The sequence below is a fragment of the Serpentinimonas maccroryi genome (genome assembly GCF_000828915.1).
GTDB classification, from domain to species: domain Bacteria; phylum Pseudomonadota; class Gammaproteobacteria; order Burkholderiales; family Burkholderiaceae_C; genus Serpentinimonas; species Serpentinimonas maccroryi.
The window spans coordinates 1,918,720-1,943,892 of record NZ_AP014569.1 but is presented as its reverse complement, the minus strand read 5'-3'; the positions used below and the strand labels follow the sequence as shown (position 1 = coordinate 1,943,892).

Annotated in this window: 22 protein-coding genes; 16 read left to right on the top strand and 6 right to left on the bottom strand. The window is 66.3% G+C overall.

Translation table 11 applies throughout. The features are described from left to right. Positions 1 to 28: 28 nt before the first annotated feature. The gene (gene pyrF / locus SMCB_RS08965; protein WP_045536419.1) at positions 29 to 880 is read left to right on the top strand and encodes an orotidine-5'-phosphate decarboxylase; all 852 of its coding nucleotides are present in this window, start codon (positions 29 to 31) and stop codon (positions 878 to 880) included. An 11-nt stretch (positions 881 to 891) separates the two neighbouring features. Here the strand turns inward: pyrF and SMCB_RS08960 are convergent, their stop codons facing one another. Genes SMCB_RS08960 through sucC form a run of 3 tightly spaced genes read right to left on the bottom strand, consistent with a single transcriptional unit; the run spans position 892 to position 3,657 of the window. Beyond that, positions 892 to 1,509, bottom strand: coding sequence for an FHA domain-containing protein (locus SMCB_RS08960; RefSeq protein WP_045536417.1), 618 nt, complete (start codon positions 1,507 to 1,509; stop codon positions 892 to 894). Positions 1,510 to 1,561: 52 nt separating this feature from the next. Then, positions 1,562 to 2,455 carry a succinate--CoA ligase subunit alpha gene (gene sucD / locus SMCB_RS08955; RefSeq protein WP_045536416.1) on the bottom strand — a complete coding sequence of 298 codons (894 nt, stop codon included), beginning with the start codon at positions 2,453 to 2,455 and terminating at the stop codon, positions 1,562 to 1,564. 38 nt (positions 2,456 to 2,493) lie between these two features. After that, a complete protein-coding gene (gene sucC, locus SMCB_RS08950) occupies positions 2,494 to 3,657 on the bottom strand; it encodes an ADP-forming succinate--CoA ligase subunit beta (RefSeq protein WP_045536415.1) in 1,164 nt (387 codons plus the stop codon). Between the two features lie 230 nt (positions 3,658 to 3,887). Here sucC and argC point away from each other — a divergent pair, with 230 nt between their 5' ends. Beyond that, positions 3,888 to 4,808 carry an N-acetyl-gamma-glutamyl-phosphate reductase gene (gene argC / locus SMCB_RS08945; protein WP_045536414.1) on the top strand — a complete coding sequence of 307 codons (921 nt, stop codon included), beginning with the start codon at positions 3,888 to 3,890 and terminating at the stop codon, positions 4,806 to 4,808. Between the two features lie 37 nt (positions 4,809 to 4,845). Here the strand turns inward: argC and SMCB_RS08940 are convergent, their stop codons facing one another. Continuing rightward, positions 4,846 to 5,817 (bottom strand): MBL fold metallo-hydrolase, encoded by a 972-nt coding sequence (locus SMCB_RS08940; protein WP_231851190.1) that lies wholly within the window; start codon positions 5,815 to 5,817, stop codon positions 4,846 to 4,848. 15 nt (positions 5,818 to 5,832) lie between these two features. Beyond that, positions 5,833 to 7,512 carry an AMP-binding protein gene (locus SMCB_RS08935; protein ID WP_045536412.1) on the bottom strand — a complete coding sequence of 560 codons (1,680 nt, stop codon included), beginning with the start codon at positions 7,510 to 7,512 and terminating at the stop codon, positions 5,833 to 5,835. 307 nt (positions 7,513 to 7,819) lie between these two features. On the opposite strand from SMCB_RS08935, the gene SMCB_RS08930 reads away from it, so the two are divergent. From SMCB_RS08930 to SMCB_RS08895, 8 genes are all read left to right on the top strand, one after another. Continuing rightward, positions 7,820 to 8,356 (top strand): GNAT family N-acetyltransferase, encoded by a 537-nt coding sequence (locus SMCB_RS08930; protein WP_338056271.1) that lies wholly within the window; start codon positions 7,820 to 7,822, stop codon positions 8,354 to 8,356. A 26-nt stretch (positions 8,357 to 8,382) separates the two neighbouring features. Further along, positions 8,383 to 9,249 (top strand): HlyC/CorC family transporter, encoded by an 867-nt coding sequence (locus tag SMCB_RS08925; RefSeq protein WP_045536409.1) that lies wholly within the window; start codon positions 8,383 to 8,385, stop codon positions 9,247 to 9,249. Further along, positions 9,249 to 10,889: an apolipoprotein N-acyltransferase gene (gene lnt / locus SMCB_RS08920; RefSeq protein ID WP_045536407.1), complete on the top strand. Its 1,641-nt coding sequence runs from the start codon at positions 9,249 to 9,251 to the stop codon at positions 10,887 to 10,889. The genes SMCB_RS08925 and lnt overlap by 1 nt, the downstream gene beginning before the upstream one ends. Before the next feature lie 129 nt (positions 10,890 to 11,018). Then, positions 11,019 to 11,921, top strand: coding sequence for a glycine--tRNA ligase subunit alpha (gene glyQ, locus SMCB_RS08915; RefSeq protein ID WP_045536405.1), 903 nt, complete (start codon positions 11,019 to 11,021; stop codon positions 11,919 to 11,921). A 26-nt stretch (positions 11,922 to 11,947) separates the two neighbouring features. After that, a complete protein-coding gene (gene glyS, locus SMCB_RS08910; RefSeq protein ID WP_045536403.1) occupies positions 11,948 to 14,167 on the top strand; it encodes a glycine--tRNA ligase subunit beta in 2,220 nt (739 codons plus the stop codon). Positions 14,168 to 14,188: 21 nt separating this feature from the next. Then, positions 14,189 to 14,788 carry a D-glycero-beta-D-manno-heptose 1,7-bisphosphate 7-phosphatase gene (gene gmhB, locus SMCB_RS08905; protein ID WP_045536401.1) on the top strand — a complete coding sequence of 200 codons (600 nt, stop codon included), beginning with the start codon at positions 14,189 to 14,191 and terminating at the stop codon, positions 14,786 to 14,788. After that, a complete protein-coding gene (locus tag SMCB_RS08900; RefSeq protein WP_045536399.1) occupies positions 14,785 to 15,537 on the top strand; it encodes a lysophospholipid acyltransferase family protein in 753 nt (250 codons plus the stop codon). The genes gmhB and SMCB_RS08900 overlap by 4 nt, the downstream gene beginning before the upstream one ends. A 35-nt stretch (positions 15,538 to 15,572) precedes the next feature. Then, complete coding sequence (locus tag SMCB_RS08895) at positions 15,573 to 16,367, top strand: M48 family metallopeptidase (protein ID WP_052468482.1); 795 nt, start codon at positions 15,573 to 15,575, stop codon at positions 16,365 to 16,367. 4 nt (positions 16,368 to 16,371) lie between these two features. Here SMCB_RS08895 and SMCB_RS08890 read toward each other — a convergent pair whose 3' ends face one another. Next, a complete protein-coding gene (locus tag SMCB_RS08890; RefSeq protein WP_052468481.1) occupies positions 16,372 to 19,014 on the bottom strand; it encodes a putative bifunctional diguanylate cyclase/phosphodiesterase in 2,643 nt (880 codons plus the stop codon). A 77-nt stretch (positions 19,015 to 19,091) separates the two neighbouring features. Here SMCB_RS08890 and SMCB_RS08885 point away from each other — a divergent pair, with 77 nt between their 5' ends. The 6 genes from SMCB_RS08885 (at position 19,092) to SMCB_RS08855 (ending at position 25,167) form a co-directional block, all read left to right on the top strand. Beyond that, positions 19,092 to 19,484, top strand: coding sequence for a MerR family transcriptional regulator (locus SMCB_RS08885; RefSeq protein WP_034109661.1), 393 nt, complete (start codon positions 19,092 to 19,094; stop codon positions 19,482 to 19,484). Between the two features lie 133 nt (positions 19,485 to 19,617). Next, the gene (locus tag SMCB_RS08880) at positions 19,618 to 20,070 is read left to right on the top strand and encodes a PaaI family thioesterase (RefSeq protein ID WP_045536397.1); all 453 of its coding nucleotides are present in this window, start codon (positions 19,618 to 19,620) and stop codon (positions 20,068 to 20,070) included. Positions 20,071 to 20,124: 54 nt separating this feature from the next. Beyond that, positions 20,125 to 21,315 (top strand): isovaleryl-CoA dehydrogenase, encoded by a 1,191-nt coding sequence (locus tag SMCB_RS08875; protein ID WP_045536396.1) that lies wholly within the window; start codon positions 20,125 to 20,127, stop codon positions 21,313 to 21,315. Positions 21,316 to 21,491: 176 nt separating this feature from the next. Next, on the top strand, positions 21,492 to 23,417 hold the full coding sequence (gene aceK, locus SMCB_RS08870) for a bifunctional isocitrate dehydrogenase kinase/phosphatase (protein ID WP_082027334.1): 1,926 nt from the start codon (positions 21,492 to 21,494) through the stop codon (positions 23,415 to 23,417). 20 nt (positions 23,418 to 23,437) lie between these two features. After that, a complete protein-coding gene (locus SMCB_RS08860) occupies positions 23,438 to 23,935 on the top strand; it encodes a hypothetical protein (RefSeq protein WP_045536394.1) in 498 nt (165 codons plus the stop codon). A gap of 41 nt (positions 23,936 to 23,976) precedes the next feature. Beyond that, the gene (locus tag SMCB_RS08855) at positions 23,977 to 25,167 is read left to right on the top strand and encodes an acetyl-CoA C-acyltransferase (RefSeq protein WP_045536393.1); all 1,191 of its coding nucleotides are present in this window, start codon (positions 23,977 to 23,979) and stop codon (positions 25,165 to 25,167) included. The last annotated feature ends 6 nt before the right edge of the window (positions 25,168 to 25,173 follow it).

The window sequence follows — 25,173 nt, the reverse complement described above, 5'->3', positions numbered from 1 at the left end:
GCCAAGCGGCGCGCCTACAATCGCAGGCATGAACTTCGTCGAGATGCTGCATGCGGCCGAGCGCCGCCACCAGTCGCTGCTGTGCGTGGGCCTAGACCCCGACCCGGCGCGCTTTCCGCACGCTTGGCGCGGCGACCCGGCGCGCATTTACGACTTTTGCGCCGCCATCGTTGATGCCACCGCCGACCTAGCGCTGGCCTTCAAGCCGCAGATCGCCTACTTTGCCGCGCACCGCGCCGAAGACCAGCTCGAACACCTGCTGGCGCACATCCGCGTGGCGGCGCCGCACGTGCCCATCATCCTCGACGCCAAACGCGGCGACATCGGCAGCACCGCCGAGCAGTACGCACGCGAAGCCTTCGAGCGCTACGGCGCCGACGCCGTGACGCTGTCGCCCTTCATGGGCTTCGACTCCATTCAGCCCTACCTGCACTACCCCGGCAAGGGCGTGTTTTTGCTCTGCCGCACCAGCAACCCCGGCGGCGACGAGCTGCAAAACCAGCGCTTGGCCGATCTGCCCGGGAAGCCGCTGTTGTACGAACACATCGCTAGTTTGGCGCAGGGGCCATGGAACCTCAGCGGGCAGCTCGGGCTGGTGGTGGGCGCCACCTACCCGCAAGAGATCGAGCGCGTGCGTGCCTTGGCGCCGACGCTGCCGCTGCTCATTCCCGGTGTGGGCGCGCAGGGCGGCGACGCCGCCGCCACGGTGCGTGCTGGCTGGCGCGGCGACGCCAGCCGCAGCCAAGCGCTGATCGCCGTCAACTCATCGCGCGCCATTCTGTACGCCAGCGCCGGCGACGATTTTGCCGTGGCCGCGCGACGCGAGGCCGAGCGCACGCGCGCGCTGCTGCAGGCGGCCCGGCCGTTGGGGCTGGGTTAGTCCAACACCACTCAATCGAGCAAGAACTCCATCTCGATGCCGGCGATGCACAGGCGGTCGTGGTGCGTCAGCGCCTTGGCCTGCCGCTGGCCCAGCGTGTGGCCGTTGAGCACGGCGGGCGCGCCATCCACCCAGGTGAGGGCAAAGCTCGAATCGGGCAGACGGGTGATGGCGGCCACCGCCAGCCCCGGTTTGCCCAAGGTGGTGGTGGGTTTTTCGAGCGCCATTTCTTTGCCCGCTGCAGGGCCGCTTAGCACGCGCAAGCGCGCCCGCTGGGCTGGTGCGGGCGCCGCCACCACCGCAGCCGCCTCAGAACCAGGCTTGGGTGCCACCGCCGCCAAGTCTTCACACCCTAGGCGCATCTGGCAGCGGCCGATTTCGATCAGGTCTTCGGGCCCCAAGCGCACGCTGTTGATGGCGTGGCCGTTGACGTAGGTGCCGTTGGTGCTGTGCAGGTCGATCAGTTCGACGCCGTCGGGGTGCAGAACGAACACCGCGTGCTCGCCGCTCACGGCGAGGCTATCGACGACGATGTCGTTGTAGGGGCGGCGGCCCAGCGTGGTGCGGGGCCGCTCGAGCCGCACCAGCAAGGGCGCAGCGCCATCGAGGCGGATGCTCAGGGTGGGCATGGTGGGGTTGCGTCTGGCATTTCAACCCCCCATGCTACGCCAACTCAGCCTCTCAGAGCAGGCGCTTGAGCAGGCGCGCCATTTCGGAGGGGTTGCGCGTGATGGTGAAGCCGCATTCTTCCATGATCGCCAGCTTGGCGTCGGCGGTGTCGGCGCCACCCGCGATCAGCGCGCCGGCGTGGCCCATGCGCTTGCCGGCGGGCGCGGTGACGCCGGCGATAAAGCCCACCACCGGCTTTTTCATGTGCTGCTTGCACCACAGCGCCGCCTCGGCCTCATCGGGGCCGCCGATCTCGCCGATCATGATCACGGCGTCGGTGTCGGGGTCGTCGTTAAAGAGGCGCATGACGTCGATGTGCTTGAGGCCGTTGATCGGGTCGCCGCCGATGCCCACGGCGCTGCTCTGGCCCAGGCCGATTTCGGTCAGCTGCGCCACCGCTTCGTAGGTCAGGGTGCCCGAACGGCTGACGACGCCGATGCGCCCCTTGCGGTGGATGTGACCGGGCATGATGCCGATCTTGATTTCGTCGGGCGTGATCAGGCCTGGGCAGTTGGGGCCCAGCAGCAGCGTTTCTTTGCCGCCGGCGGCCACTTTGGCCTTCATTTTGTTGCGCACCATGAGCATGTCGCGCACCGGAATGCCTTCGGTGATGCAGATCGCCAGATCGAGGTCGGCCTCGACCGCTTCCCAGATGGCGTCGGCGGCGCCGGCAGGCGGCACGTAGATCACAGACACGGTGGCGCCGGTTTGGGCGGCGGCCTCTTTGACGCTGGCGTAGATGGGGATGTTAAAGATGCGCTCGCCGGCTTTTTTGGGGTTCACGCCGGCGACGAAGCACTGCTTGCCGTTGGCGTATTCTTGGCACTTTTCGGTGTGGAATTGACCGGTCTTGCCGGTAATGCCTTGGGTGATGACCTTGGTGTCTTGGTTGATCAGGATAGACATGGTGCGTTTCCTTGTGCGCGCTGCAATGGTTGAGGCGCTCAGGCCTGGACGGCAGCAACCACCTTTTGGGCGGCTTCGGCCATGGTGTCGGCGCTGATGATGGGCAGGCCCGATTCGGCCAGCATCTTCTTGCCCAGTTCTTCGTTGGTGCCCTTCATGCGCACCACCAGCGGCACGCTCAGGTTCACGGCGCGGCAGGCGGTGATGACGCCGGTGGCGATGGTGTCGCACTTCATGATGCCGCCAAAGATGTTGACCAAGATCGCCTTGACGCGGTCGTTCTTGAGCATGATCTTGAAGGCCTCGGTGACCTTCTCGGGCGTGGCGCCGCCGCCGACGTCGAGGAAGTTGGCCGGCTCGGCACCAAAGAGCTTGATCGTGTCCATGGTGGACATGGCCAGCCCGGCGCCGTTGACCAAGCAGCCGATGTTGCCGTCGAGGCTGATGTAGGCCAAGTCAAACTTCGAGGCTTCGATTTCTGCCGGGTCTTCTTCGTCGAGGTCGCGCAGGGCGACGATCTCGGGGTGCCTAAAGAGCGCGTTGGCGTCGAAGTTGAACTTGGCGTCGAGCGCGATCAGTTGGCCGTTGCTGCTGCGGTTGAGCGGGTTGATCTCGACCAGCGAGGCGTCGGTCTCCATGTAGCAGCGGTACAGGTTCTGGCAGATCTCGACGAACTGCGCCTGCGAACCCGCCGGCATACCGATGCCTTGTGCCAGTTGCGCGCCTTGCTCGGGCGTGAGGCCAACGAGCGGATCGACAAAGACCTTGACGATTTTCTCGGGCGTGGCGTGGGCGACTTCTTCGATGTCCATGCCGCCTTCGCTGGAAGCGATGAAGGCCACCTTTTGCGTGCCGCGGTCGGTCACGAGCGAGAGGTAGTATTCCTTTTGGATATCGGCGCCGTCTTCGATGTAGAGCCGGCGCACTTTTTGGCCACCTGGGCCGGTTTGGTGCGTGACCAGTTGCATGCCCAAGATGTCGGAGGCGCGGGCCTTGAGGTCGTCGAGACTTTTGGCGACCTTGACACCGCCGCCTTTGCCGCGGCCCCCGGCATGAATCTGGGCCTTGACCACCCACACCGGGCCGCCCAGTTTTTGCGCCGCTTCCACGGCTTCTTGCACCGTGAAAGCGGGGATGCCGCGCGGCACCGGAATGCCGAATTGGCGCAAGATATCCTTGGCTTGATACTCGTGAATTTTCATGAAAAGCGCTCTCTGTAAGAGTCAAACACAACACGTCCGCCCTGAGGGCAAGGTAGCGTGGGCATGTAAATCGGCCACGGTTACGGTGCAACAGGCCATAGGACACACGAAAGCCACACTGTATCATGCACCTGTGCCGCCAGCCTGATGCGAAACTGACGCCGTGGCGGGTTGGTGCCCCTAAAGTTCCTCCTTTGTCCCTGGTTTGACCTTCTTTTTTTAATTCGCTCATGCCACACATTTTTATAGACGGCGAGGCCGGCACCACCGGTTTGCAAATCCGCCAGCGCTTGGCCAATCTGTCGGCGGTGCAGCTGCTGAGCATTGCCCCCGAGCAGCGCAAAGACCCGGCCGCCAAGCGCGAGCTGATGGCGCAGGCCGATCTGGTGATTTTGTGCCTGCACGACGACGACGCGCGTGCCTCGGTGGCCCTGCTCGACGCGCTCAAGGCCGAGGGCGGCGCCGCCCCACGGGTGATCGACGCCTCGAGCGCGCACCGGGTGGCGCCGGGTTGGGTCTATGGCTTTGCCGAACTGTGCGCGGGCCAAGCCGAGGCGATCCGGCGCGCCGAGCGCGTGAGCAACCCGGGCTGTTACGCCACCGGCGCCATCGCGCTGCTGCGGCCGCTGCTCGATGCCGGCTTGATTGCGCCCGATGCGGCGCTGTGCCTGCCCAGCGTGAGCGGCTACAGCGGCGGCGGGCGCGCCATGATCGAAGCCTACGAGTCCGGCCAAGCGCCCGCTTTTGAGCTCTATGCGCTGGGCTTGCAGCACAAGCACCTGCCCGAGATCATGGCCCACAGCGGCTTGCGGCGCGCGCCGTTGTTCGTGCCGGCGGTGGGCAACTTTGCCCAAGGGATGCTGGTGCAACTGCCGCTGCACCTCGACGCCTTGCCGGGCCAAGTGCGCGCCGCCGACCTCGAGCAGGCGCTGCGCGCGCACTATGCGGGCTGCGACTGGGTGCGCGTGGGCACGCCCAGCCCCAGCGCCAAGCTCGACGCCGTGGCGCTGGCCGGCAGCGATGCGCTCGAGCTGTTTGTGTATGCCAACGAGGCCCAGCGCCAAGCGCTGCTGGTGGCGCGGCTCGACAACCTAGGTAAAGGCGCCAGCGGCGCGGCGGTGCAAAACCTGCGCCTGATGCTGGGCGTTTGAGGCGTTAAGACGCGTTTCATTGCGTTTCATTGCGTGTTCAGGCGTCGAGCAGCACAGGGCCGTCGGGGCCGAGTTCCAGCCTAGCCGCCTGGCTGCGCACCAGCTCGTCGATGCGCTGCTGCACCCACGGGCGCAAGCCCTGCCCCGCGCCGTGGCGCCGGTGCAAGTGCTGCAGATAGGGCGTGCCTTCGGCCCAAGCCAAAAAATCAGACAGTGCGGCGCTCTGCCACTCGATCAGCCTGAACTTGAGCAGCACCTTGATCGCGTACTCGCGGTGCCGCTCGGGTTGGGTGGCAAACTGCGCCAGCCGGCTGCGCGCGCGCTCCAGCGCCAGCGCCACGGCGGGCGCGCCGGCAATCAAGGCGCCGTGGCCGGGAATCACGAGCAGCGGCTGCAAGGCCTCGATGGCATCGAGCGTGGCCGCCACTTCGGCAAAGCCGGGCTCGCCGTCAAGCTCCGGGAACACCACGCCAAAGCCGTTGGGCCACAGCGCGTCGCCGCTGATCAGCAGCCGCCGCTGCGGCTCGAACAGCAGCACCGCGTGCGGGTCGTGCCCCGGCGCGGCGTGGATCTGCCATGCGTGCCCGCCCAGCGCCAGCGCTTGGCCGGGTTGCAGCAGGGCATCAAAGGCAAAGCGCGGGCAGCGCTGACCGGTGGCACGAAAGCTCAGGGCCGCTTCGTCCCAAGCGCGGGCGGCTTCGGCTTGGCCGGGCGGGATCCACGTCTGCACCCCGGCAAAGCGCGCCTGCAAGGCGGCGTTGCCGCCGCAGTGGTCGCTGTGCAAGTGGGTGTTGAGCAGGCGGCGCAGCGGGCGGCCTTGCAGCGCCTGCTCGACCAGCGCCACGGTCTGGGCGGCGTGGCTGGCGTAGCCGCTATCGACCAGCGTGGCGCCCTCGGGGCCGTCGATCAGCACGTTGTTGGACGAGAGCCAGCCGCGCTCGAACACGCGCACGCCCGGCGGCAGGGCGGTGGTGGCGGCTGGGGCGGTGGTGGACAAAGCGCTGGTCAAGGCGTCGCTGGGGGCTCATTTCTGGCGCAGTTCGCGGCGCAAGATCTTGCCCACGTTGCTCTTGGGCAGTTCGTCGCGGAACTCGATGTATTTGGGGCGCTTGTAGCCGGTGAGCTGCTCGTGGCAAAAGCGCAGCAGCGCTTCTTCGGTCAGGGTCGGGTCGCTGCGCACCACATAGGCCTTGATGGCCTCGCCGGTGCGCTCGTCGGGCACACCCACGCAGGCGCATTCGAGCACCCCCGGGCACAGGGCGATCACCTGGTCGAGCTCGGCCGGATAGACGTTGAAGCCCGAAACGATCACCATGTCCTTCTTGCGATCGACGATGCGGATGAAGCCGCGCGCATCCATGATGCCGACGTCGCCGGTGCGCATGAAGCCGTCAGTGGTAAACACCTTGGCGTTCTCTTCTGGCTTTTGGTAGTAGCCCGGCGTCACGTTGGGGCCGCGGATGCAGATCTCGCCCGGGCTGCCCAGCGCCTGGTCGCGGCCCTCGTCGTCCTTGATGGCGATGTCGATGCTGGGCAGCGGCAGCCCGATGCTGCCGGTGAATTCGGTGCTGGTGACCGGGTTGTTGGTGCCGATGGCGCAGGTTTCACTCATGCCCCAGCCTTCGATCATGGGGCTTTTGGTGACTGCTTTCCACTGGCGCGCCGTGGCTTCCAAGGCCGCCATGCCGCCAGCCTGCGACAGCACCAGGTGCGAGCAATCGACCTGCTTGAAGCGCGGGTGGTTGAGCAGGCCGTTGAACAGCGTGTTGACGGCGGGCAGGAAGTGAAACGGACGGCTCTTGAGCACCTCGATGAACTTGCCGATGTCACGCGGGTTGGGGATCAGGGTGGCGTGCGAACCGTGGCGCAGCACCAGCAGCATCAGGGTGAGGGCAAAGATGTGGTACAGCGGCAGCGCCATGATGTGGTTGGCGCGGCCGACGTCGCCGAGCTTGGTCAGGGCCGGGGTGAACCAGGCCTCGGCCTGCAAGGTGGCGGCGATCACGTTGCCGTGCGTCAGGATGGCGCCCTTGGACAGCCCGGTGGTGCCGCCGGTGTATTGCAAAAACGCGATCGAGTCGTGCGTGAGCGTGGGCCGCAGCAGGCGCAGGCTGCGGCCGCTTCGCAGCGCCTGCTTGAAGGGCACGATGGTGCGCCCTTCCAGCGGCAGGCGGTAGCGGGGCACCATTTTGGCCAGATGGCGCACGGCAAAGGTGAGCCAGCGCCCGTACCACCAGCCCAACAGTTCGCCCATGCTGGCCACGACCACGTGCTTGACCGGGGTGCGGTCGATCACCTCCTCGAGCACGTGGGCGAAGTTTTCCAGGATCACGATCGCTTCGGCCCCAGAATCCCGCAGCTGGTGCTCGAGCTCGCGCGCGGTGTAGAGCGGATTGACGTTGACGCAGGTGTAGCCGGCGCGCAACACCCCGGCCATGGTGATGGGAAACTGCGGCAGGTTGGGCAGCATGATGGCCACGCGCGCGTTTTCAGTCAGGCCAAGCGATTGCAGGTAAGCCCCCAGCGCCTGGCTCATCTGGTCGAGCTGAGCGTAGCTCATCCAGCGCTCCATGCAGACCGTGACCGGGCGCTGGGCGTGCTGGCGAAACGAATCCTCGAACAGCTCGTTGAGGCAGCGGTACTGCGACGCATCGATCGCGTGCGGCACGCCGGGAGGGTAGCTCTGAAGCCAGATTTTTTCCATGGGTCAAGCGGCAGGTGAGGAGGCGAGCTGGGCGCAAATTGGTGTTGCATTGTGTGCGCTGGAGCCAACAGCCGAATCAGGGCAAGCCCTTGGATGGTGTCGCGCCCGCAACAGTGGCGGGGCTCAATCCGTGGGCTCAGTGCACAAAATCAGGGAAAACCCTTATAGTTGAGCCATGTCAGTCACCGATCCAATCTTCAGCCCACCCCGCGCAAGGCCACGCGTGTGTGCTGCTTCGCGCCCAGCGGCGCCGATTGCGACCCTTGAGGCGGCGCAGCGGCCGGCGATTCTGCGCCACCTGCTGGCCTTGGACGAGCACGACCGTTATCTGCGCTTTGGTTATGCGGCCAGCGATGTGCACATCCGCCACTACGTTGAGGGTTTGCGCTTCGGCTGCGACGAAGTGTTTGGTATTTTTAACTGGCGCATGCGGCTGATCGCTATGGCCCATCTGGCTTACACGGTCCGCAGCCGCAGCGAACAATCGGCCGAGTTTGGTGTCAGTGTGGCTCCCCATGTGCGAGGGCGCGGTTACGGGGCGGTTCTGTTTGCACACGCCGTGCGTCATGCCCGCAACGAAGGCGTAGCGCAGCTGGTGATACACGCCCTGAGCGAAAACGCCCCCATGCTGGCGATTGCCCGCAATGCTGGCGCGAGCGTGCTGCGCGAGGGCAGTGAGAGCGAGGCGCGCTTGTTGTTGCCCCCGGCCGATTTCCACTCCAGCGCCAGTGAGTGGTGGCAAGATCGCCTAGCGGGCGGTGACTATGCCCTCAAAAACGCCCACTACCTACTGCGCCGCTGGGTGCGTCGTGGTCTCGGGCGTCAGCGTGCTGTTGTATCCTAGGGGCTGATCAACTACCAGGCACCCTTGTGTCCGAACCCTCTCCCAGTAGTTCGCCGCAGCGTCGGCTGCGGCACGTGGACCAGCGCGGTTTTTTTAAGCGGCTGGTGGAATTTCTCAACCCCGGCCCCGACTCCAAGGACGAACTGATCGAGACCTTGGCCGAGGCCGAGGACAACGCCATCATCAACGCCGAGTCGCGCGCCATGCTCGAAGGCGTGATCCGCATCGCCGACATGACGGCGGGCGATGTGATGGTGGCAGCCCCGCGCATGGACGTGCTCGACATCCACGCGCCTTTCAACGAGTTGCTCAACACCGTGATTTCCACCGCCCACTCGCGCTTTCCCGTCTTTGAGGGCGAGCGCGACCAGATCATCGGCATCCTCATGGCCAAGGATTTGCTCAAACTGCAGCGCGCCCCGGAGCTCAACCTGCGCGCCCTGCTGCGCCCGGCCACCTTCGTGCCCGAAAGCAAGGGCCTCAACGATTTGCTGCGCGAGTTTCGCGGCAACCGCAACCACCTGGCGATCGTGATCGACGAATTTGGCCGCGTCGCCGGACTGATCACCATCGAAGACGTGCTCGAAGAGATCGTGGGCGAGATCGAAGACGAGTTCGACGTAGAAGAAGACGAAGGCGACATCTTCACGCTGGCCGACGGCTCCTGGCGCATCAATGGCGACACCCCGATCGAGCGCCTCAACGAGCGCTTTGGCGTCGAGCTGCCGCGCAATGGCTTTGAAACCATCGGCGGTCTGGTGGCGCACGAGCTCGGCCACGTGCCCAAGCGCGGCGAAAGCCACGCCTTGGGCGGCTTGCTGTTTCGCTCCCAGCACACCCGCGGCGGCACGGTGGTCTGGTTCAAGGTCACGCGCCTCGAGGGAGCGCCTTGATGCGCGGCGCCTGGTCGGCGGCGCTGCTGCTGGCGGGTTGGGTGCAGGCGCTGGCCTTGGCGTGGCCGTTCCAGACGCTGGCGCTGGCCGGCTGGGGCCTGCACGCCGGCGAGCCGACGCCGCTGCTGCAGTGGCTGGCGCTGTGCGTGCTGGTGCTGGCCATCGTGCGCGCGCCCAGCCGGCGCCGGGCGGCGTGGCGCACCGGCCTGTTTGCGCTGGCGTGGCTGTGCGGCAGCTTTTGGTGGCTGTTCGTGTCCATGAACACCTACGGTGGCATGGCGGTGCCGCTGGCGGCGGGCGCGGTGTTTTTGCTGGCGGCCTTTCTGGCCTTGTACTACGCTGCCGCTGGGGCTCTGTTTTGGCGCTGGCGCGCGGCTGCGCCGCTGGTGCAGGCCGTGGTTTTTGCGGCCTTGTGGACGCTGGCCGAGGTGGCGCGCGGCACCTTGCTGACTGGGTTTCCTTGGGGGGCGATCGGTTACGCCCACGTCGATTCGCTGGCCGTCTTGGCCCCTTGGGTGGGGGTCTATGGCATGGGCGCGCTGGCGGCGGCGCTGGCGGCGGGCACGGTGGCTGCCTTGGTGCAACGCAGCGCCCCGGCTGTGCCTTGGGAGCGGACGGTCACGGTGCCCTCGGGGCGTGGCCTGAGCCACGGTCACATGGCGTCGCCGCTGTTGCCGCTGCTGGCCCTGTGGCTGCCGCTGCTGCTGTGGCCCCACTTGGGCAGCTGGCTGGCGCAGCGTGTGCCCACCCTGACCGCAAGCACCGGCACCCTGCAGGTGCAACTGCTGCAAGGCAATGTGGCGCAGGACAAAAAGTTTGAGCCCAAGGTCGGTATCCCCTTTGCGCTGCAATGGTACAAAGAGCAGACCGCGCTGGCGCTCGACCGGTTCGACGCCGCCGGCAAGCCCGGCTTGGTGGTGTTGCCTGAAACCGCTATTCCGCTGCTGCCACAAGAGATCGATCCGCTCTGGTGGGAGGCCTTCTTGGGCCGCATCGAGCGCAGCCAGTCGGCGGTGCTGATCGGCATTCCGGTCGGCAACTGGCGCGAGGGCTACACCAACTCGGTGCTGGGCTGGACGCCGTCGCTGCAGCCCTACCGCTACGACAAATACCACCTGGTGCCCTTTGGTGAGTTCGTGCCGCCGTTTTTCCAGTGGTTCATCGACATGATGCAGATCCCACTGGGCGCCTACCGCCCCGGCCCATTGGGGCAGGCGCCGTTTGCGTGGGCGGGCCAGCACCTTGGGCCCAACATCTGCTACGAAGACCTGTTCGGCGAAGAACTGGCAGCGGCCTTTCGCGGCCCCTGGCAGGCCCCCACGGTTCTGGTCAACGTGAGCAACATCGGCTGGTTTGGCAACACCGTGGCGATCGATCAGCACCGCCACATCGCCCGCCTGCGCGCCCTGGAGTTGCAACGCCCGATGGTGCGCGCCACCAACACCGGCTCCACCGTGGGCATCGACCACATGGGCCGTGTGCTGGCCGAGCTGCCGCGCCTGACGCGCGGTGTGCTGGGTGTCACGGTCGAGGGCCGCAGCGGCCTGACCCCGTTTGCGCGCTGGGCCGCGCGCTGGGACTTGTGGCCGGTGGTGCTGGCGGCGCTGGCGCTGCTGGCGCTGTGCTGGCGGCGTACCTGAGCTTTGCGGGCGCTTGGCTGGCGCTTGGGTGGCGCTCAGTGGGCGCTTCGTAGGCGCCTCCGGGGCACTAAAATCAGCGCTTTGCACGCGCTTTTGCGGCGCAGCGCTTGGGCACCCTAGTCCGCCACCATGACGTTCCAACAAATCATCCTCCAACTGCAAAGCTACTGGGCGGCCCAAGGCTGTGCGCTGCTGCAACCCTACGACATGGAAGTGGGCGCGGGCACCAGTCACACCGCCACTTTTTTGCGCGCCCTGGGGCCCGAGCCCTGGAAAGCGGCCTATGTGCAGCCGAGCCGGCGCCCCAAAGACGGGCGTTACGGCCAGAACCCGAACCGTCTGCAACACTACTACCAGTATCAGGTGGTGCTCAAGCCGGCGCCGGCCAACATCCTCGAGCTCTACCTGGGCTCGCTGCAGGCGCTGGGCTTTGACCTGAAGCAAAACGACGTGCGCTTTGTCGAAGACGACTGGGAAAACCCGACGCTGGGTGCTTGGGGCTTGGGCTGGGAGGTCTGGCTCAATGGCATGGAGGTGACGCAGTTCACCTACTTCCAGCAAGTGGGCGGCATCGACTGCCGGCCGATCACCGGCGAGATCACCTACGGCCTCGAGCGCTTGGCGATGTACCTGCAAGGCGTGGAAAACGTCTACGACCTGGTCTGGACGCCGGGCCTGAGCTACGGCGACGTCTATCTGCAAAACGAGCAGGAGCAAAGCGCCTACAACTTTGAGCACGCCGACGCCGAGTTTTTGTTTGCCGCCTTTGCCGCCCACGAGCGCCAGGCGCAGCACCTGATCCGCAGCCAGCTCGCGCTGCCGGCCTACGAGCAGGTGCTCAAGTGCGCGCACAGCTTTAACCTGCTCGACGCGCGCGGCGCCATCAGCGTGACCGAGCGCGCGGCCTACATCGGGCGCATCCGCAACCTGGCGCGCAGCGTGGCGCAAAGCTACTTCGAGAGCCGGCAGCGGCTGGGCTTTCCCATGGCGCCGCGCCCTTGGGTGGCGCAGATGGAACCCCAAGCGGCCTGATGGGCACAACAACAGGCACAAGATTCATGCACAAGCACAACCTCCTGGTCGAACTGTTGGTCGAAGAACTGCCTCCCAAGGCGCTGAAAAAACTGGGCGCAGCCTTTGCCGGCGTGCTGGCCGAGCAGCTGCAAGCCCAAGGCTTGGCCGAAGCCGATGCGCGGCTCACCTCCTTTGCCTCGCCGCGGCGCTTGGCCGCGCACATCTGCGGCGTGGCTGCGCGCGCGCCGGATCGGCCGGTGGCGCACAAGCTCATGCCGGTGAGCGTGGGGCTCGATGCCAGCGGCGCACCCACGCAAGCGCTGCTCAAGCGCCTGGCGGCGCTGGGGGCCGACGCCACAGCCGTGCCCGGCCTGCGCCGCGCCGCCGATGGCAAGGCCGAGGCTTTGTATTTGGATAGCGTGCAGCCCGGCGTGAGCTTGGCGGTGGGGCTGCAAAAGGCGCTCGACGAGGCCCTGGCCCGGCTGCCCATCCCCAAGGTGATGAGCTACCAGCCCGAAAGCCACGGCAACAGCGACGGCGCCAGCGCGGCCTTTGTGCCCGGCTGGAGCAGCGTGCACTTCGTGCGCCCGGCGCATGGCTTGGTGGCGCTGCACGGCGCCGAGGTGGTGGCGGTGCACGCGCTGGGCCTGCGCGCCGGCCGCAGCACGCGCGGCCACCGCTTCGAGGCCGCGGTGGACCCGCTGCCGCTGCCCGATGCCGACAGCTACGCCGCCACGCTGCGCACCCAAGGTGCGGTGATCGCCAGCTACGCCGAGCGCAGCCTCGAGATGGTGCGCCAGCTGCGCCAGGCGGCGGCCTCTTTGGGCGCGCGGCTCGAGGTCGAGCAGGGCTGCGCTGGCCTGAGCACCGAGGAAATCGAGCAGCGCCTGCTGGACGACGCGCTGGTGCAAGAAGTCACGGCGCTGGTCGAGCGGCCCACGGTGCTGGTGTGCGCCTTTGAGCGCCAGTTCCTCGAGGTGCCGCAAGAGTGCCTGATCCTGACCATGAAGGCCAACCAGAAGTACTTCCCGCTGCTCGATGCGCAGGGGCGCTTGAGCCACCAGTTTTTGGTGGTCAGCAACATCAACCCGGCCGACCCGAGCGCGGTGATCGCTGGCAACGAGCGCGTGGTGCGCCCGCGTTTGGCCGACGCCCGTTTTTTCTACGACCAGGACCGCAAGCGCTCGCTCGAATCGCGCCTGCTGGGGCTGGCCAAGGTGGTCTATCACAACCGGCTCGGCAGCCAAGGCGAGCGCGTGGAGCGCGTGCGCGCCATCGCTGGTGCCATCGCGCAGCGGCTGGGCGATGCGGCGCTGCAGCGCCAGGTCGAGCAGGCGGCGTTGCTGGCCAAGGCCGATTTACTTACCGACATGGTGGGCGAGTTCCCCGAGCTGCAAGGCATCATGGGGCGCACCTACGCCTTGCACGACGGGCTCGAACCGGTGGTGGCCGAGGCCATCGAAGACCACTACAAGCCGCGCTTTGCCGGCGATGCGCTGCCGCGCAACCCGGTAGGCTTGTGCGTGGCGCTGGCCGACAAGCTCGAAACCCTGGTGGGCCTGTTTGGCATCGGCAGCCTGCCCAGCGGCGACAAAGACCCCTACGCCTTGCGCCGCCACGCGCTGGGCGTGCTGCGCATGTGGATCGAGCGCGATTTGCCGCTGGACTGGGCCGAGCTGCTGGCGCTGGCGCGGCCGGTGTTTGGCGACCTGATCACCGACCCCAGCGCCGCCCTGACCGAGTTCGTGTTTGAGCGCCTGGCCGGCAGCTTGCGCGAGCAGGGCTACGGCGCGCACGAGGTGGACGCGGTGCTGGCGCTGCGCCCCACGTGCTTGGCCGAGGTGCCGCGCCGGCTCGAGGCGGTGCGCGCCTTTGCCGCCTTGCCGCAAGTGGCGGCGCTGGCAGCGGCCAACAAGCGCATCGGCAACATCTTGAAGAAATCGGCCGCTGGCGCGCCCGCAGCGCCCTCTGCATCGGACGCTGGCGCGGCCCCGGTGCAGCCGCAGCTGCTGGCCGAGCCGGCCGAGCAAGCCCTGTACGCCGCGCTGCAAGCCACGCTGCCGCAAACCCAGGCCCAGTTCGAGGCCGGCGACTACCGCGCCCACTTGCTGGGCTTGGCGGCGCTGCATGGGCCGGTGGATGCGTTTTTCGAGTCGGTGCTGGTCAACGCCGACGACCCGGCCGTGCGCGCCAACCGGCTCGCGCTGCTGCGCACCCTGCACCGGGCCATGAACCGCGTGGCCGAGCTGGCGCGTCTGGCCTAAGCCTCTAGCGCACCGCACCACATGCCCCACACCCGCGACTCCAAGCTGATCGTCATCGACCGCGACGGCACCCTGAACCCCGACCCCGAAGACTACCTGCGCAGTCCCGACGACTGGCAACCCTTGCCGGGAGCGCTCGAGGCGGTGGCGCGGCTCAACCAGGCCGGCTGGCGCGTGGTGGTGGCGACCAACCAATCGGGCCTAGGCCGTGGGTTGTTCGACATCGCCACCCTCAACGACATCCACGCCCGCATGCACAAGGCGCTGGCGCAGGCCGGGGGTCGCGTGGAAGCGGTGTTTTTCTGCCCGCACGCGCCCGAAGACGGCTGCGACTGCCGCAAACCGGCGCCGGGGCTCTTTCTGCAGATCAGCCAGCGCTTTGGCGTGCCGGCGGCGCAGATGGTGGCAGTCGGCGATTCGGTGCGCGACGCCCAAGCGGCGCTGGCCGCCGGCTGCGAGGCGCACCTGGTGCTCAGCGGCCAGTCTGCGGCGCACCGCGACGGCACGCTGCCGCCCGGTTTGCCCGCCGGCGTGAACGTGCATCCCGATTTGAGCGCTTTTGCCGATGCCATCGTGGCCCGGGCAAAGGCCATAGCCCCCGATAAAACAGGCCATCCATGACCGCCATTTACGCCCTGCGTTCGCTGCTGCACTTGCTCTTTATGGCCATCACGGTGGTGCCGTGGGCGCTGGTGGTGGTGCTGGCCGCACCTTGGGTCAGCGGCGCCCGAACCTACCGCCTGTGCGTGGCCTGGCTGGCGACTTCGGTCTGGGCCGGAGGCTGGATTTTGGGCATCAAAAACCGCGTCACCGGCTGGGAGCACCTGCCCACTGGGGAGCAGGACGCCGCGGTGCTGCTGGTCAAGCACCAGTCGGTCTGGGAGACCTTCAGCCTGCCGGCGCTGATGCCGCGTCCGCTGGCCTTTGTGTTCAAAAAAGAGCTGCTGCGCATCCCCTTTTTCGGCTGGGCGATGGGGCGCATGGACATGATCCACATCGACCGCGCACAACGCAACCGGGCTTTTGCCAAGGTGGTGCAGCAAGGCCGGCGCCTGCTCGGCAAGGGCACGTGGGTCATCATGTTCCCCGAAGGCACGCGCATCCCGCGCGGCGAGGTGGGCCAGTACAAGAGCGGTGGCGCGCGGCTGGCGGTGCAGGCCGGGGTGCCGGTGATCCCAATCGCCGTCAATTCCGGCCGCTGCTGGCCGGCCAAGGCCTTCATCAAGCGCCCCGGTGTGGTCGAGCTGTCCATCGGCCCACCCATCCCCAGCGTGGGGCGTGACCCCGAGGAGCTGATGCGCGAGGTGCAAGACTGGATCGAGGCCGAGATGCGCCGCCTCGACCCCGAAGCCTACGCCGGCCAGCCCTGAAACAGCCCCCGCCTTTTTTGCCCCCCGTTGTCGCTGTGAGCACGCAACTGGATTTGTTGGACGCGCCACCGTTGCGCCACCCTGACACCAACCGCGAATGCCTGCTCAACGGGCAGCGCGTGGGCTACCACTTCGAGCGCGCGGCACGCAAGACGCTGGGCTTGCGCATCGGGCCCCAAGGGCTGACCGTACGCGCCCCCAGCCGCTTGGCGCAGGCCGAGGTGGAGCGTTTTTTGCTCAGCAAGGCGCGCTGGATACTCGACAAGCTGCAGCAGGTGCAGGCGCACTCGGCCGCAGCGGCCACGCCCACACCCGAGCAGCAGGCGGCGCAACTGGCCGCGCGCTGGCGCGCCGGGGCGAGCGTGGCCTACCTGGGCCAGCCCTGGCCCTTGTTGCTGGAGCCGGCAGCGGGCTTGGCCCCGGGGAGTGCGCGCCTGAGCAGCGCCGGCCTGCAGCTGGCGCTGGCCCCCGGCAGCGCGCCCGAACGGGTGCGCAGCGCCGTGCACACCTGGCTGCAACACAGCGCCTACGAGCTGTACGTACAGCGCCTGCAGCACTTTGCCCCGCAGCTGGGGGTGCGCTGGCGCAGCCTAAAGCTCAGCAACGCCGGCACCCGCTGGGGCAGCGCCAAGGCCGACGGCAGCCTGCGCCTGCACTGGCGTCTGATCCAGCTCGAGGCGCCGCTGATCGACTACGTGGTGGTGCATGAGCTGGCGCACCTGCGCGAGATGAACCACAGCCCCGCTTTTTGGCGGCTGGTGCAGGACGTGCTGCCCGACCAGCTCGAGCGCCGGCGCGCGCTGGCGCGGGTGCGCATCGGGCCCGATTGAGACCCTACACAGGGTTGCACGAGCCGGCGCCGGTCGGCCCCACTGGAGGCGCTCCCCACAAGTTGCGCTGCTGCGCCCAAGTTTGCAAGGCATCGGCAGGCAGCGGGCGGGTGAAGAAATAGCCTTGTGCCTGGTCGCAGCCGTGCTCGCGCAGCCAAGCCAGTTGCTCGGCCGTTTCCACCCCTTCGGCCACGGTGCGCATACCCAGGTGGTCGGCCAGCCCGATCACGGCGCGCACGATGGCGCGGTCGTCCGGGTCGGCGTGCAGGTCGCGCACAAAACTTTGGTCGATCTTGAGTTTGGCCACCTTGAAGCGCTTGAGGTAGCTCAGCGACGAGTAGCCGGTGCCAAAGTCGTCGATGGCAATCGGCACTTGCAGCCGCCGCAAGCTCTCCATGGTGGCGATGGTGCCTTGCGGGTTGATCATGGCGCAGCTTTCGGTGAGCTCAATCTCCAGTCGGTGCGCCGCCAAACCGCTTACGCGCAACAGCTTCCCAATCCCTTCGGCCAGCCTGGAGTCGCGAAACTGCACCGCCGACAGGTTGACGGCCATCGTCAACGGCCCCAACCCGGCGGCGTCCCAGCGCTGCAACTGCTGCAGCGCCTGGTGCAGCACCCATTCACCGATCGGCAGGATCAGGCCTGAGGTTTCGGCCAGCGGAATGAACTCGGCCGGCGAGATCGGGCCCAGCTCGCTGTGCTGCCAGCGCAGCAGGGCCTCAACGCCCAGCAAGGCGCCATCGCCGAGCCGCACCTGGGGCTGATAGACCAGCGCCAGTTGCCCACGCTCCAGCGCCAGCCGCAAATCGGTTTGCAGGCGCAGCGTGCGGCTGCTTTGGGTACGCAATTCGGGCGCGTAAAAGCGAAAGGTGCTGCGCCCCTCTTGTTTGGCCTGGTACATCGCCAGGTCGGCGCTACGGGCCAGTTCGTCCAGCGTTTCACCGTCGCGCATGAAGAGCGCAATCCCGATCGAGAGCGTCGCCGTCACCTCGTGCTCGCCGAGGGTGAAGCTGTGGCGCGTTTGTTCGGTCAGTTTCTCAGCCACGAGGCGGGCCGACGCCGCATCGCAGCCGGGCAGCATCAGCACGAATTCGTCGCCACCCTGGCGCGAGAGCGTGTCGCCAGCGCGCAACAGGGTGCTCAGGCGCTGCGCCATCTGCACCAGCAGCTGGTCGCCCACGTGGTGCCCCAAGATGTCGTTGATGTGCTTGAAGTTGTCGATGTCGATGTACATCAGCGCCAAGGGCTGGTCTTGGCGCCGCGCCACCACCGCCGCCTGGTGGTAGCGATCCTGCAGCAGCAGCCGGTTGGCTAGGCCGGTGAGCGCATCAAAGTACGCCATGCGCTCGATTTGCTGCTCGACCAGCTTGCTTTGGGTGATGTCTTCTTTGATGCCCAGGTAGTGCGTGATGCGGCCGTTGGGCTGCACGATCGGGGCCAAGCGCGCCATTTCGGTGTAGCTGCTGCCGTCTTTGCGCCGGTTGATCAGCTCCCCGTTCCAAGGGCGACCAGCAGTGAGCGCTTCCCACATTTCCCGGTAAACCGAGGGCGGGGTTTGGCCAGACTGCAAGAAACGTGGGTTTTTGCCCAGCACTTCCTCTGGGCTGTAGCCGGTGGCGCGGAAAAATGCGGCGTTGGCGTACTCGATTTCGGCATTTAAGTTGGCGATCACGATCGAAGACGGGCTCTGCTCGACCGCCTGCTGCAATTTGATCAAGGTGTCGAGCGACTGGTGGCGCTCGATCGCCAGTCCGGCCAAGTAGGCACCGCGCTCGAGCAACGCCAATTCGCCTGGGTTGGGCGGGGCGACTTGGCGCGCATAAACGGCAAAAGTGCCCAGTACCCTGCCCTGTGCCCCCTTGATGGGCACCGACCAGCAGGCTGCCAAGCCGTGCGCCAGGGCCAAGTGTTTGTAATCGGCCCACAGCGGGTCGGTGGCGATGTCGGACACGACCACGGTTTGGCCGCTGTGCGCCGCCGTACCACACGAGCCCGCGGCCGGGCCTATGGGGCTGCCGTTGATGGCGGCTCGGTAGGGGGGCGGCAGATCGGGGCCGGCGCAGTCGAGCAAGGTGTTGCTTTTGGGTTCGAGCAGCAGCACGCTAAAAAGGCGCTCGGGCAGCAGGCTTTGGTAGCCATGCACCATGAACTCGAGCAAAGGCTGCAACTCGGTGTGGCCCAGCAGCCGCTCCAGCGTCTGGCGCTCCAGCTCGGCCATTTGCTCGTGGTGTTTGCGTGCGCTGATGTCAAGCAGCACCCCGTGCGCCCAGGTGATGGTGCCGGCTGCGTCGTACTCTATCCAGGTGCGGTCTTCGATCCAGACCCAGCGCCCGTCGGCGGTGCGCAGGCGATAATGCTGCACATAGTTCTCGATGCCTTGCAGGCGCTTGGCTTCGACCTCGGCGTTGAGCGCGTCCAAGTCGTGTGGGTGCACCAGATCGAGGTAGAGCAGGTGCTGGCGCATCCAGTCGGTGGCGCGGTAGCCCCACTGGCTCACGTTTTCACTCACGTACGCGACCGGACAGCCTTCGGCTCCCACCCAGGTGATTGCCACCACAGGCGAGGCATTGATGGCGGTGGCCAAAAATCCCGGGCCGGAATGACGCGGACCCGGGGCGTAGGGGGCAAAGGGATGCGGCGCTTCCATGGCAAATGGCAGTGATCAGATTTTCGCTTACGGCATTATGAGCCCATTGAGAAACAAGGGTGTTGACGGCGCACAACATGGTTAAAACCAGCTACAGCATCAGCGATTTGGCGCGCGAGTTCGACCTGACCACGCGCGCCATTCGTTTCTACGAAGACATGGGGCTGCTGCAGCCGCAGCGCAGCGGCGCGCTCGGGCGCAACCGCGTCTACAGCGCGCGCGACCGCACCCGGCTCAAGCTCGTGCTGCGCGCCAAGCGCTTGGGCCTGAGCCTGTCGCAAGCCAAAGAAATCATCGACATGTACGACACCCCGCGCGACAGCGGGCCGCAGCTGCGCAAGTTTTTGGCGGTGCTGGCGTTGCACCGGCGCCAGCTCGAAGAGCAACTGGCCGACCTGCAAGCCAACCTAGACGAGGTGAAAGTGCATGAAAAAGAAGCCAAGGCCCTGCTGGCCAAGCTGGGGGGCTGAGCTTGGGGGAGTACTGCGCTGAACCGGTGCCGTGGGCGTGTTGCCGGCGTGAGTTTTTTGAGGCCATAATTGACGTTTACGTAAACGTAAATTAAAGTTGGCCCCTGATCTGGCCGGCCACACAGGAGACCCTATGCCGCACGCACCCACCGCCGCCGAGCTTGCTGCGCTCACCGAGCGCGTGCAAACCAGCCTTGCCCGCCAAGGCATGATGCAGCACTTGGGTGTGCGCCTGCTGGCGGTGGCGCCGGGCGAAGTGACGCTGGCCATGCCCTACTCCGAGCGGGTGGTGCAGCAGCAAGGCGGTTTTCATGGCGGCGCCATGGGCGCGCTGGCCGACATCGCCGGTGGCTACGCCGCCCTGACCGTGGCCCCCGAGGGCATGGAGGTGACCACGGTCGAGTACAAAATCAACTTCTTGGCGGCCTTTCAGGGCGGCGAGCTGCAAGCCACAGGCAAAGTGGTGCGCGCCGGCAAGCGCATCATTGTGACCACGGCCGACGTGGTGCGTGTGGCGCCCGACGGCCGGCGCAGCGCGTGCGCGCTGATGCAGCAGACCATCGTGCCCGTGCCCAAAACCTATTGATCCACCCCTGCCACCCCCACCACCTCTAACCTCAAAAAAACGGAGACACCGACCATGAGCGCACCGCCCAACCTGCCCGGCCTCGATTTCATGCTGGGCGACGACATCAACGCCCTGCGCGACGCGGTGCGCGATTTCGCCCAAGCCGAAATCGCGCCGCGCGCCGCCGAGATCGACCGCAGCGACCAATTCCCCATGGACTTGTGGCGCAAGATGGGCGAGCTGGGCGTGCTCGGCATCACCGTGGGCGAGGAATACGGCGGCGCCAACATGGGCTACCTGGCGCACATGATCGCCATGGAGGAAATCTCGCGCGCCAGCGCCAGCGTGGGCCTGAGCTACGGCGCGCACTCCAACCTGTGCGTGAACCAGATCAAGCGCAACGGCAGCGAAGCGCAGCGCGCCAAGTACCTGCCCAAGCTCATCAGCGGCGAGCACGTGGGCGCGCTGGCCATGAGCGAGACCGGCGCCGGCTCCGACGTGATCGGCATGAAGCTGCGCGCCCAAGAGCGCGGCGGCTGCTACCTGCTCAACGGCAGCAAAATGTGGATCACCAACGGCCCCGACGCCGACACGCTGGTGGTCTATGCCAAGACCGAGCCCGAGCTGGGCGCGCGCGGCGTGACCGCGTTCCTGATCGAAAAAGGCATGCCGGGCTTTGGCGTGGCGCAAAAGCTCGACAAACTGGGCATGCGCGGCAGCCACACCGGCGAGCTGGTGTTCAACAACGTCGAGGTGCCGGCCGACAACATCCTCGGCGGCCTGAACCAAGGCGCCAAGGTGCTGATGAGCGGCCTGGACTACGAGCGCGCCGTGCTGGCCGCCGGCCCCATTGGCATCATGCAGGCGGTGCTCGACAACGTGGTGCCCTACATCCACGAGCGCAAGCAGTTTGGCCAGAGCATCGGCGAGTTTCAGCTGGTGCAGGGCAAGGTGGCCGACATGTACACCGTGCTGCAGGCCGGGCGCGCCTTTTGCTACCAGATCGGCAAAAACCTGGATCAACTGGGCGCCGCGCACGTGCGCCAGGTGCGCAAAGACTGCGCCTCGGTGATTTTGTGGTGCGCCGAACAGGCCACCAAAATGGCCGGCGACGGCATCCAGCTCTTTGGCGGCAACGGCTACATCAACGACTACCCGCTGGGCCGCCTGTGGCGCGACGCCAAGCTGTACGAGATCGGTGCCGGCACGAGCGAAATCCGGCGCATGCTGATTGGGCGCGAGCTGTACAACGAGACCCGCTGAAAGCGCCGCACCCCCTACAAAGCGGCCCAACGCCCGGCTGACCACACGCCAGTGGCTTGCAGATGGGCCGGAACCAGCACGCTGAACAGTAGGCAGGGCGGCCTGTTTTTGTGCTAGTGTCAGGGTCTGCATGCGGGCAGATGGCCTGCTCGGCCCTTGTCCCCCTTCAACTGCCTATGGTCACCACCCTGCCGCAACGGCTCGACTCCACGCTGGCGCACGACATCGCGCGCGCCATGATCGACGGTTTCGACCGCCATTACCGCCTGTTCCGGGCCGAGTCGGCGCGCGCCAAGCACCGCTTCGAAACCCGCGACTGGCACGGCCAGCAACGCGCCCAGCGCGAGCGCATCGAGTTTTACGATCTGCGCGTCAAGGAATGCGTGACAAGGCTGGAGCGCGAGTACCACGCCGCGCAGTTGCCGATGGAGGTCTGGCAGCAGATCAAGCTGTTTTACGTCGGCATGCTGGTGGACCACCGCCAGCCCGAGCTGGCCGAGACTTTTTTTAATTCGGTCAGCACCAAAATTTTGGATCGCTGCTATTTTCAGAACGATTTTATCTTCGTGCGTCCGGCGGTGAGCACCGAATACCTGGAGCCGCAAGACCCGCAGACCCACACCAGCTACCGCAGCTACTACCCGCAGCGCGCCAATTTGCTCGATGAATTGCGCCGCATGGTGCGCGATTTTGGCCTGCGCGCGCCGTTTGAAGATTTCGAGCGCGACACGCAGTCGGTCTATGAGGCGCTGCTGCCTTTGTTTGAGCACGACAAGCTGCGCGCCAATTTCCAGATTCAGGTGCTGCACAGCCTGTTTTACCGCAACAAGGGCGCCTATGCGGTCGGCAAACTGATCAACGGTTTTCAAGAGCTGCCCTTTGCGTTGCCGATTCTGCACAACGAACAGGGCCAGCTGGTGATCGACACCCTGTTGCACGGCGAAGACGATCTGCTGATGGTGTTCAGCTTTGCGCGCGCCTACTTCATGGTTGACATGGAAGTGCCCAGCGCCTACGTGCAGTTTTTGCGCAGCATGATGCCGCGCAAACCGCGGGCCGAGTTCTACAACGCGCTGGGGCTGGCCAAGCAGGGCAAGACGCTGTTTTACCGCGACTTTTTGTACCACATGCGGCACAGCACCGACCGCTTCCGCATTTCGCCCGGCATCAAGGGCATGGTCATGCTGGTGTTTGACCTGCCGAGTTTCCCGTTTGTGTTCAAGGTCATCAAGGATTTTTACCCGCCGCAAAAAGACACCACGCGCGAGCAGATCCGGGGCAAATACCAGCTCGTCAAGCAGCACGACCGCGTCGGGCGCATGGCCGATTCGCTCGAGTTCAGCGAAGTTGGGTTTCCGCGCGACCGCTTTGAGGACGAGCTGATCGAGGAGATCAAAAAGTTTGCCCCGAGCCAGATCGAAATCAGCGACCGCGACGGCGACGGCACGACTGAAGTCGTGATCAAGCACCTCTACATCGAGCGGCGCATGATCCCGCTCAACATCTACCTGCAAGAGGCTTTTGACGTGCTGCGCCACGACCGCACCCATGCCGGCGCACGCCGGCAGCTGGAGCGCGCGGTGTTTGAATACGGCAACGCCATCAAAGACCTGGTGGCGGCCAACATCTTCCCCGGCGACATGCTGTGGAAGAACTTTGGCATCACACGCCACGGCAAGGTGGTGTTTTACGATTACGACGAAATCGAATACATCACCGATTGCAATTTCCGCCGTGTGCCGGCCGCGCGCAACGACGACGACGAAATGAGCGGCGACGTCTGGTACAACGTGGCCAAGAACGACGTCTTCCCAGAAACCTTTGGCCCTTTTTTGCTCAGCAACCCAATGGTGCGCGAGGTCTTCATGCGCCACCACGCCGATCTGCTGCAGGCCGATTTCTGGCAGGGGCACAAAGAGCGCATCTTGGCTGGCCACGTGCACGATGTGTTCCCCTACGAGCGCGAGCGCCGCTTCGGGGTGCAGCGCGCCCAAGCGGCGCTGGCGGCCGAGTTGGCAGAACAAGCCTCGGCGCTAGAGGCGCAAGCGGCGGCATTGGAGGCGCAAGCGACGGCCTTGGGCTCGAGCGCCAGCGCCCCCTAACACCCAGCGCTGCGGCCCCCATGACGATCGACGACGCCTTCATGCTGGCGGCCAACGCTGTGACGGTGATCGGCTTGCCCTTTGCCCTCTGGACTTATGTGCAGCAAGCGCGCAAAGAGCGCGAAAACGAAGAAGAGGAAGCCTACCAGCACCTGAGCGACGCTTACAACCAGTTTTTGCAGGTGGTGCTCTCCCACGCCGATTTGCAGCTGCGCAGCACCCGTGCCCTGCCCAACCCCACGCCTGAGCAGCGCGAGCGCATGCTGGTGATCTTCGACATGCTCATCAGCCTGTTTGAGCGCGCCTATTTGGTGGCCTACAAAGAGCAGATGAGCCCGACCGAGCAGCGGCGCTGGAACAGCTGGGACGACTACATGCGCGAGTGGTGCCGGCGCGAAGACTTTGCCGCCGCGCTCGATCAGCTGCTGCGCGGCGAAGACCCAGACTTTGTGGCCTACATCGAGCGCGTGGCGCGCCAAGAGCGCGAGGCGGTGCAGCGCGAGGCCGCAACCGCCTAAATTTTTCTGCACCCAGCCAACTTTTTATCAGGAGCCCACTCATGAACCCAGCCGCCGACCCGATCGTCATCGTTTCCGCCGCCCGCACCCCGATGGGCAGTTTGCAGGGCGACTTTGCCGCGCTGGCGGCGCACGATCTGGGCGGGGTGGCGATCGCCGCCGCAGTGGCGCGCGCCGGCATCGCGCCCGAGCTCGTCACCGAGGTGCTGATGGGCAACTGCTTGCTGGCTGGACAAGGCCAAGCGCCGGCGCGCCAAGCGGCTTTCAAGGGCGGCTTGCCCGACAGCGCCGGCGCCGTGACGCTGTCCAAAATGTGCGGCTCCGGCATGCGCGCGGCCATGTTTGCGCACGACATGCTGCTGGCCGGCAGCCACGAGGTGCTGATCGCCGGTGGCATGGAGAGCATGAGCAACGCCCCCTACCTGCTGGCCAAGGCGCGCGGCGGCTACCGCATCGGCCACGACCGACTCTACGACCACATGATGCTCGACGGCCTCGAGGACGCCTACGAACCGGGGCGCAGCATGGGCACCTTCGGTGAAGACTGCGCCGCTCACTACGGGTTCACCCGCGCCCAGCAAGACGCCTACGCCAGCGCCAGCGTGCAGCGCGCCCAGCGCGCGATTCAGGACGGCAGCTTTGCAGATGAAATCGCCCCGGTCACGCTGCAAGAGCGCAGCGGCGCGCGCGAGGTGCACATCGATGAAGGGCCGGGCCGCATCAAGCTCGACAAAATCCCCACGCTCAAGCCGGCCTTCAAAAAAGACGGCACCGTGACCGCCGCCAGCAGCTCCAGCATCAACGACGGCGCCGCCGCGCTGCTGCTCATGCGCGCCAGCACGGCGCAGCGGCTCGGTTGCACGCCGCTGGTGCGCGTCTGCGCCCACGCCACCCACGCCCAAGCGCCGCAGTGGTTTTCTACCGCGCCGGTGGGCGCGAGCCTAAAGCTGCTGGCCAAGCTGGGCTGGACGGCAGACGAAGTCGATCTGTGGGAAGTCAACGAGGCCTTTGCCGTGGTGGCGATGGCGCTGATGCACGACCTAAAAGTGCCGCACGAGCGCGTCAACGTCAACGGCGGCGCCTGCGCGCTGGGGCACCCGATCGGGGCCAGCGGCGCGCGCATACTGGTCACGCTCATCCACGCCATGCGCGCCCGCAACGCCCGGCGCGGCGTGGCCACGCTGTGCATCGGCGGCGGCGAGGCCACGGCGATGGCGCTGGAATTGGTTTAACCCAGA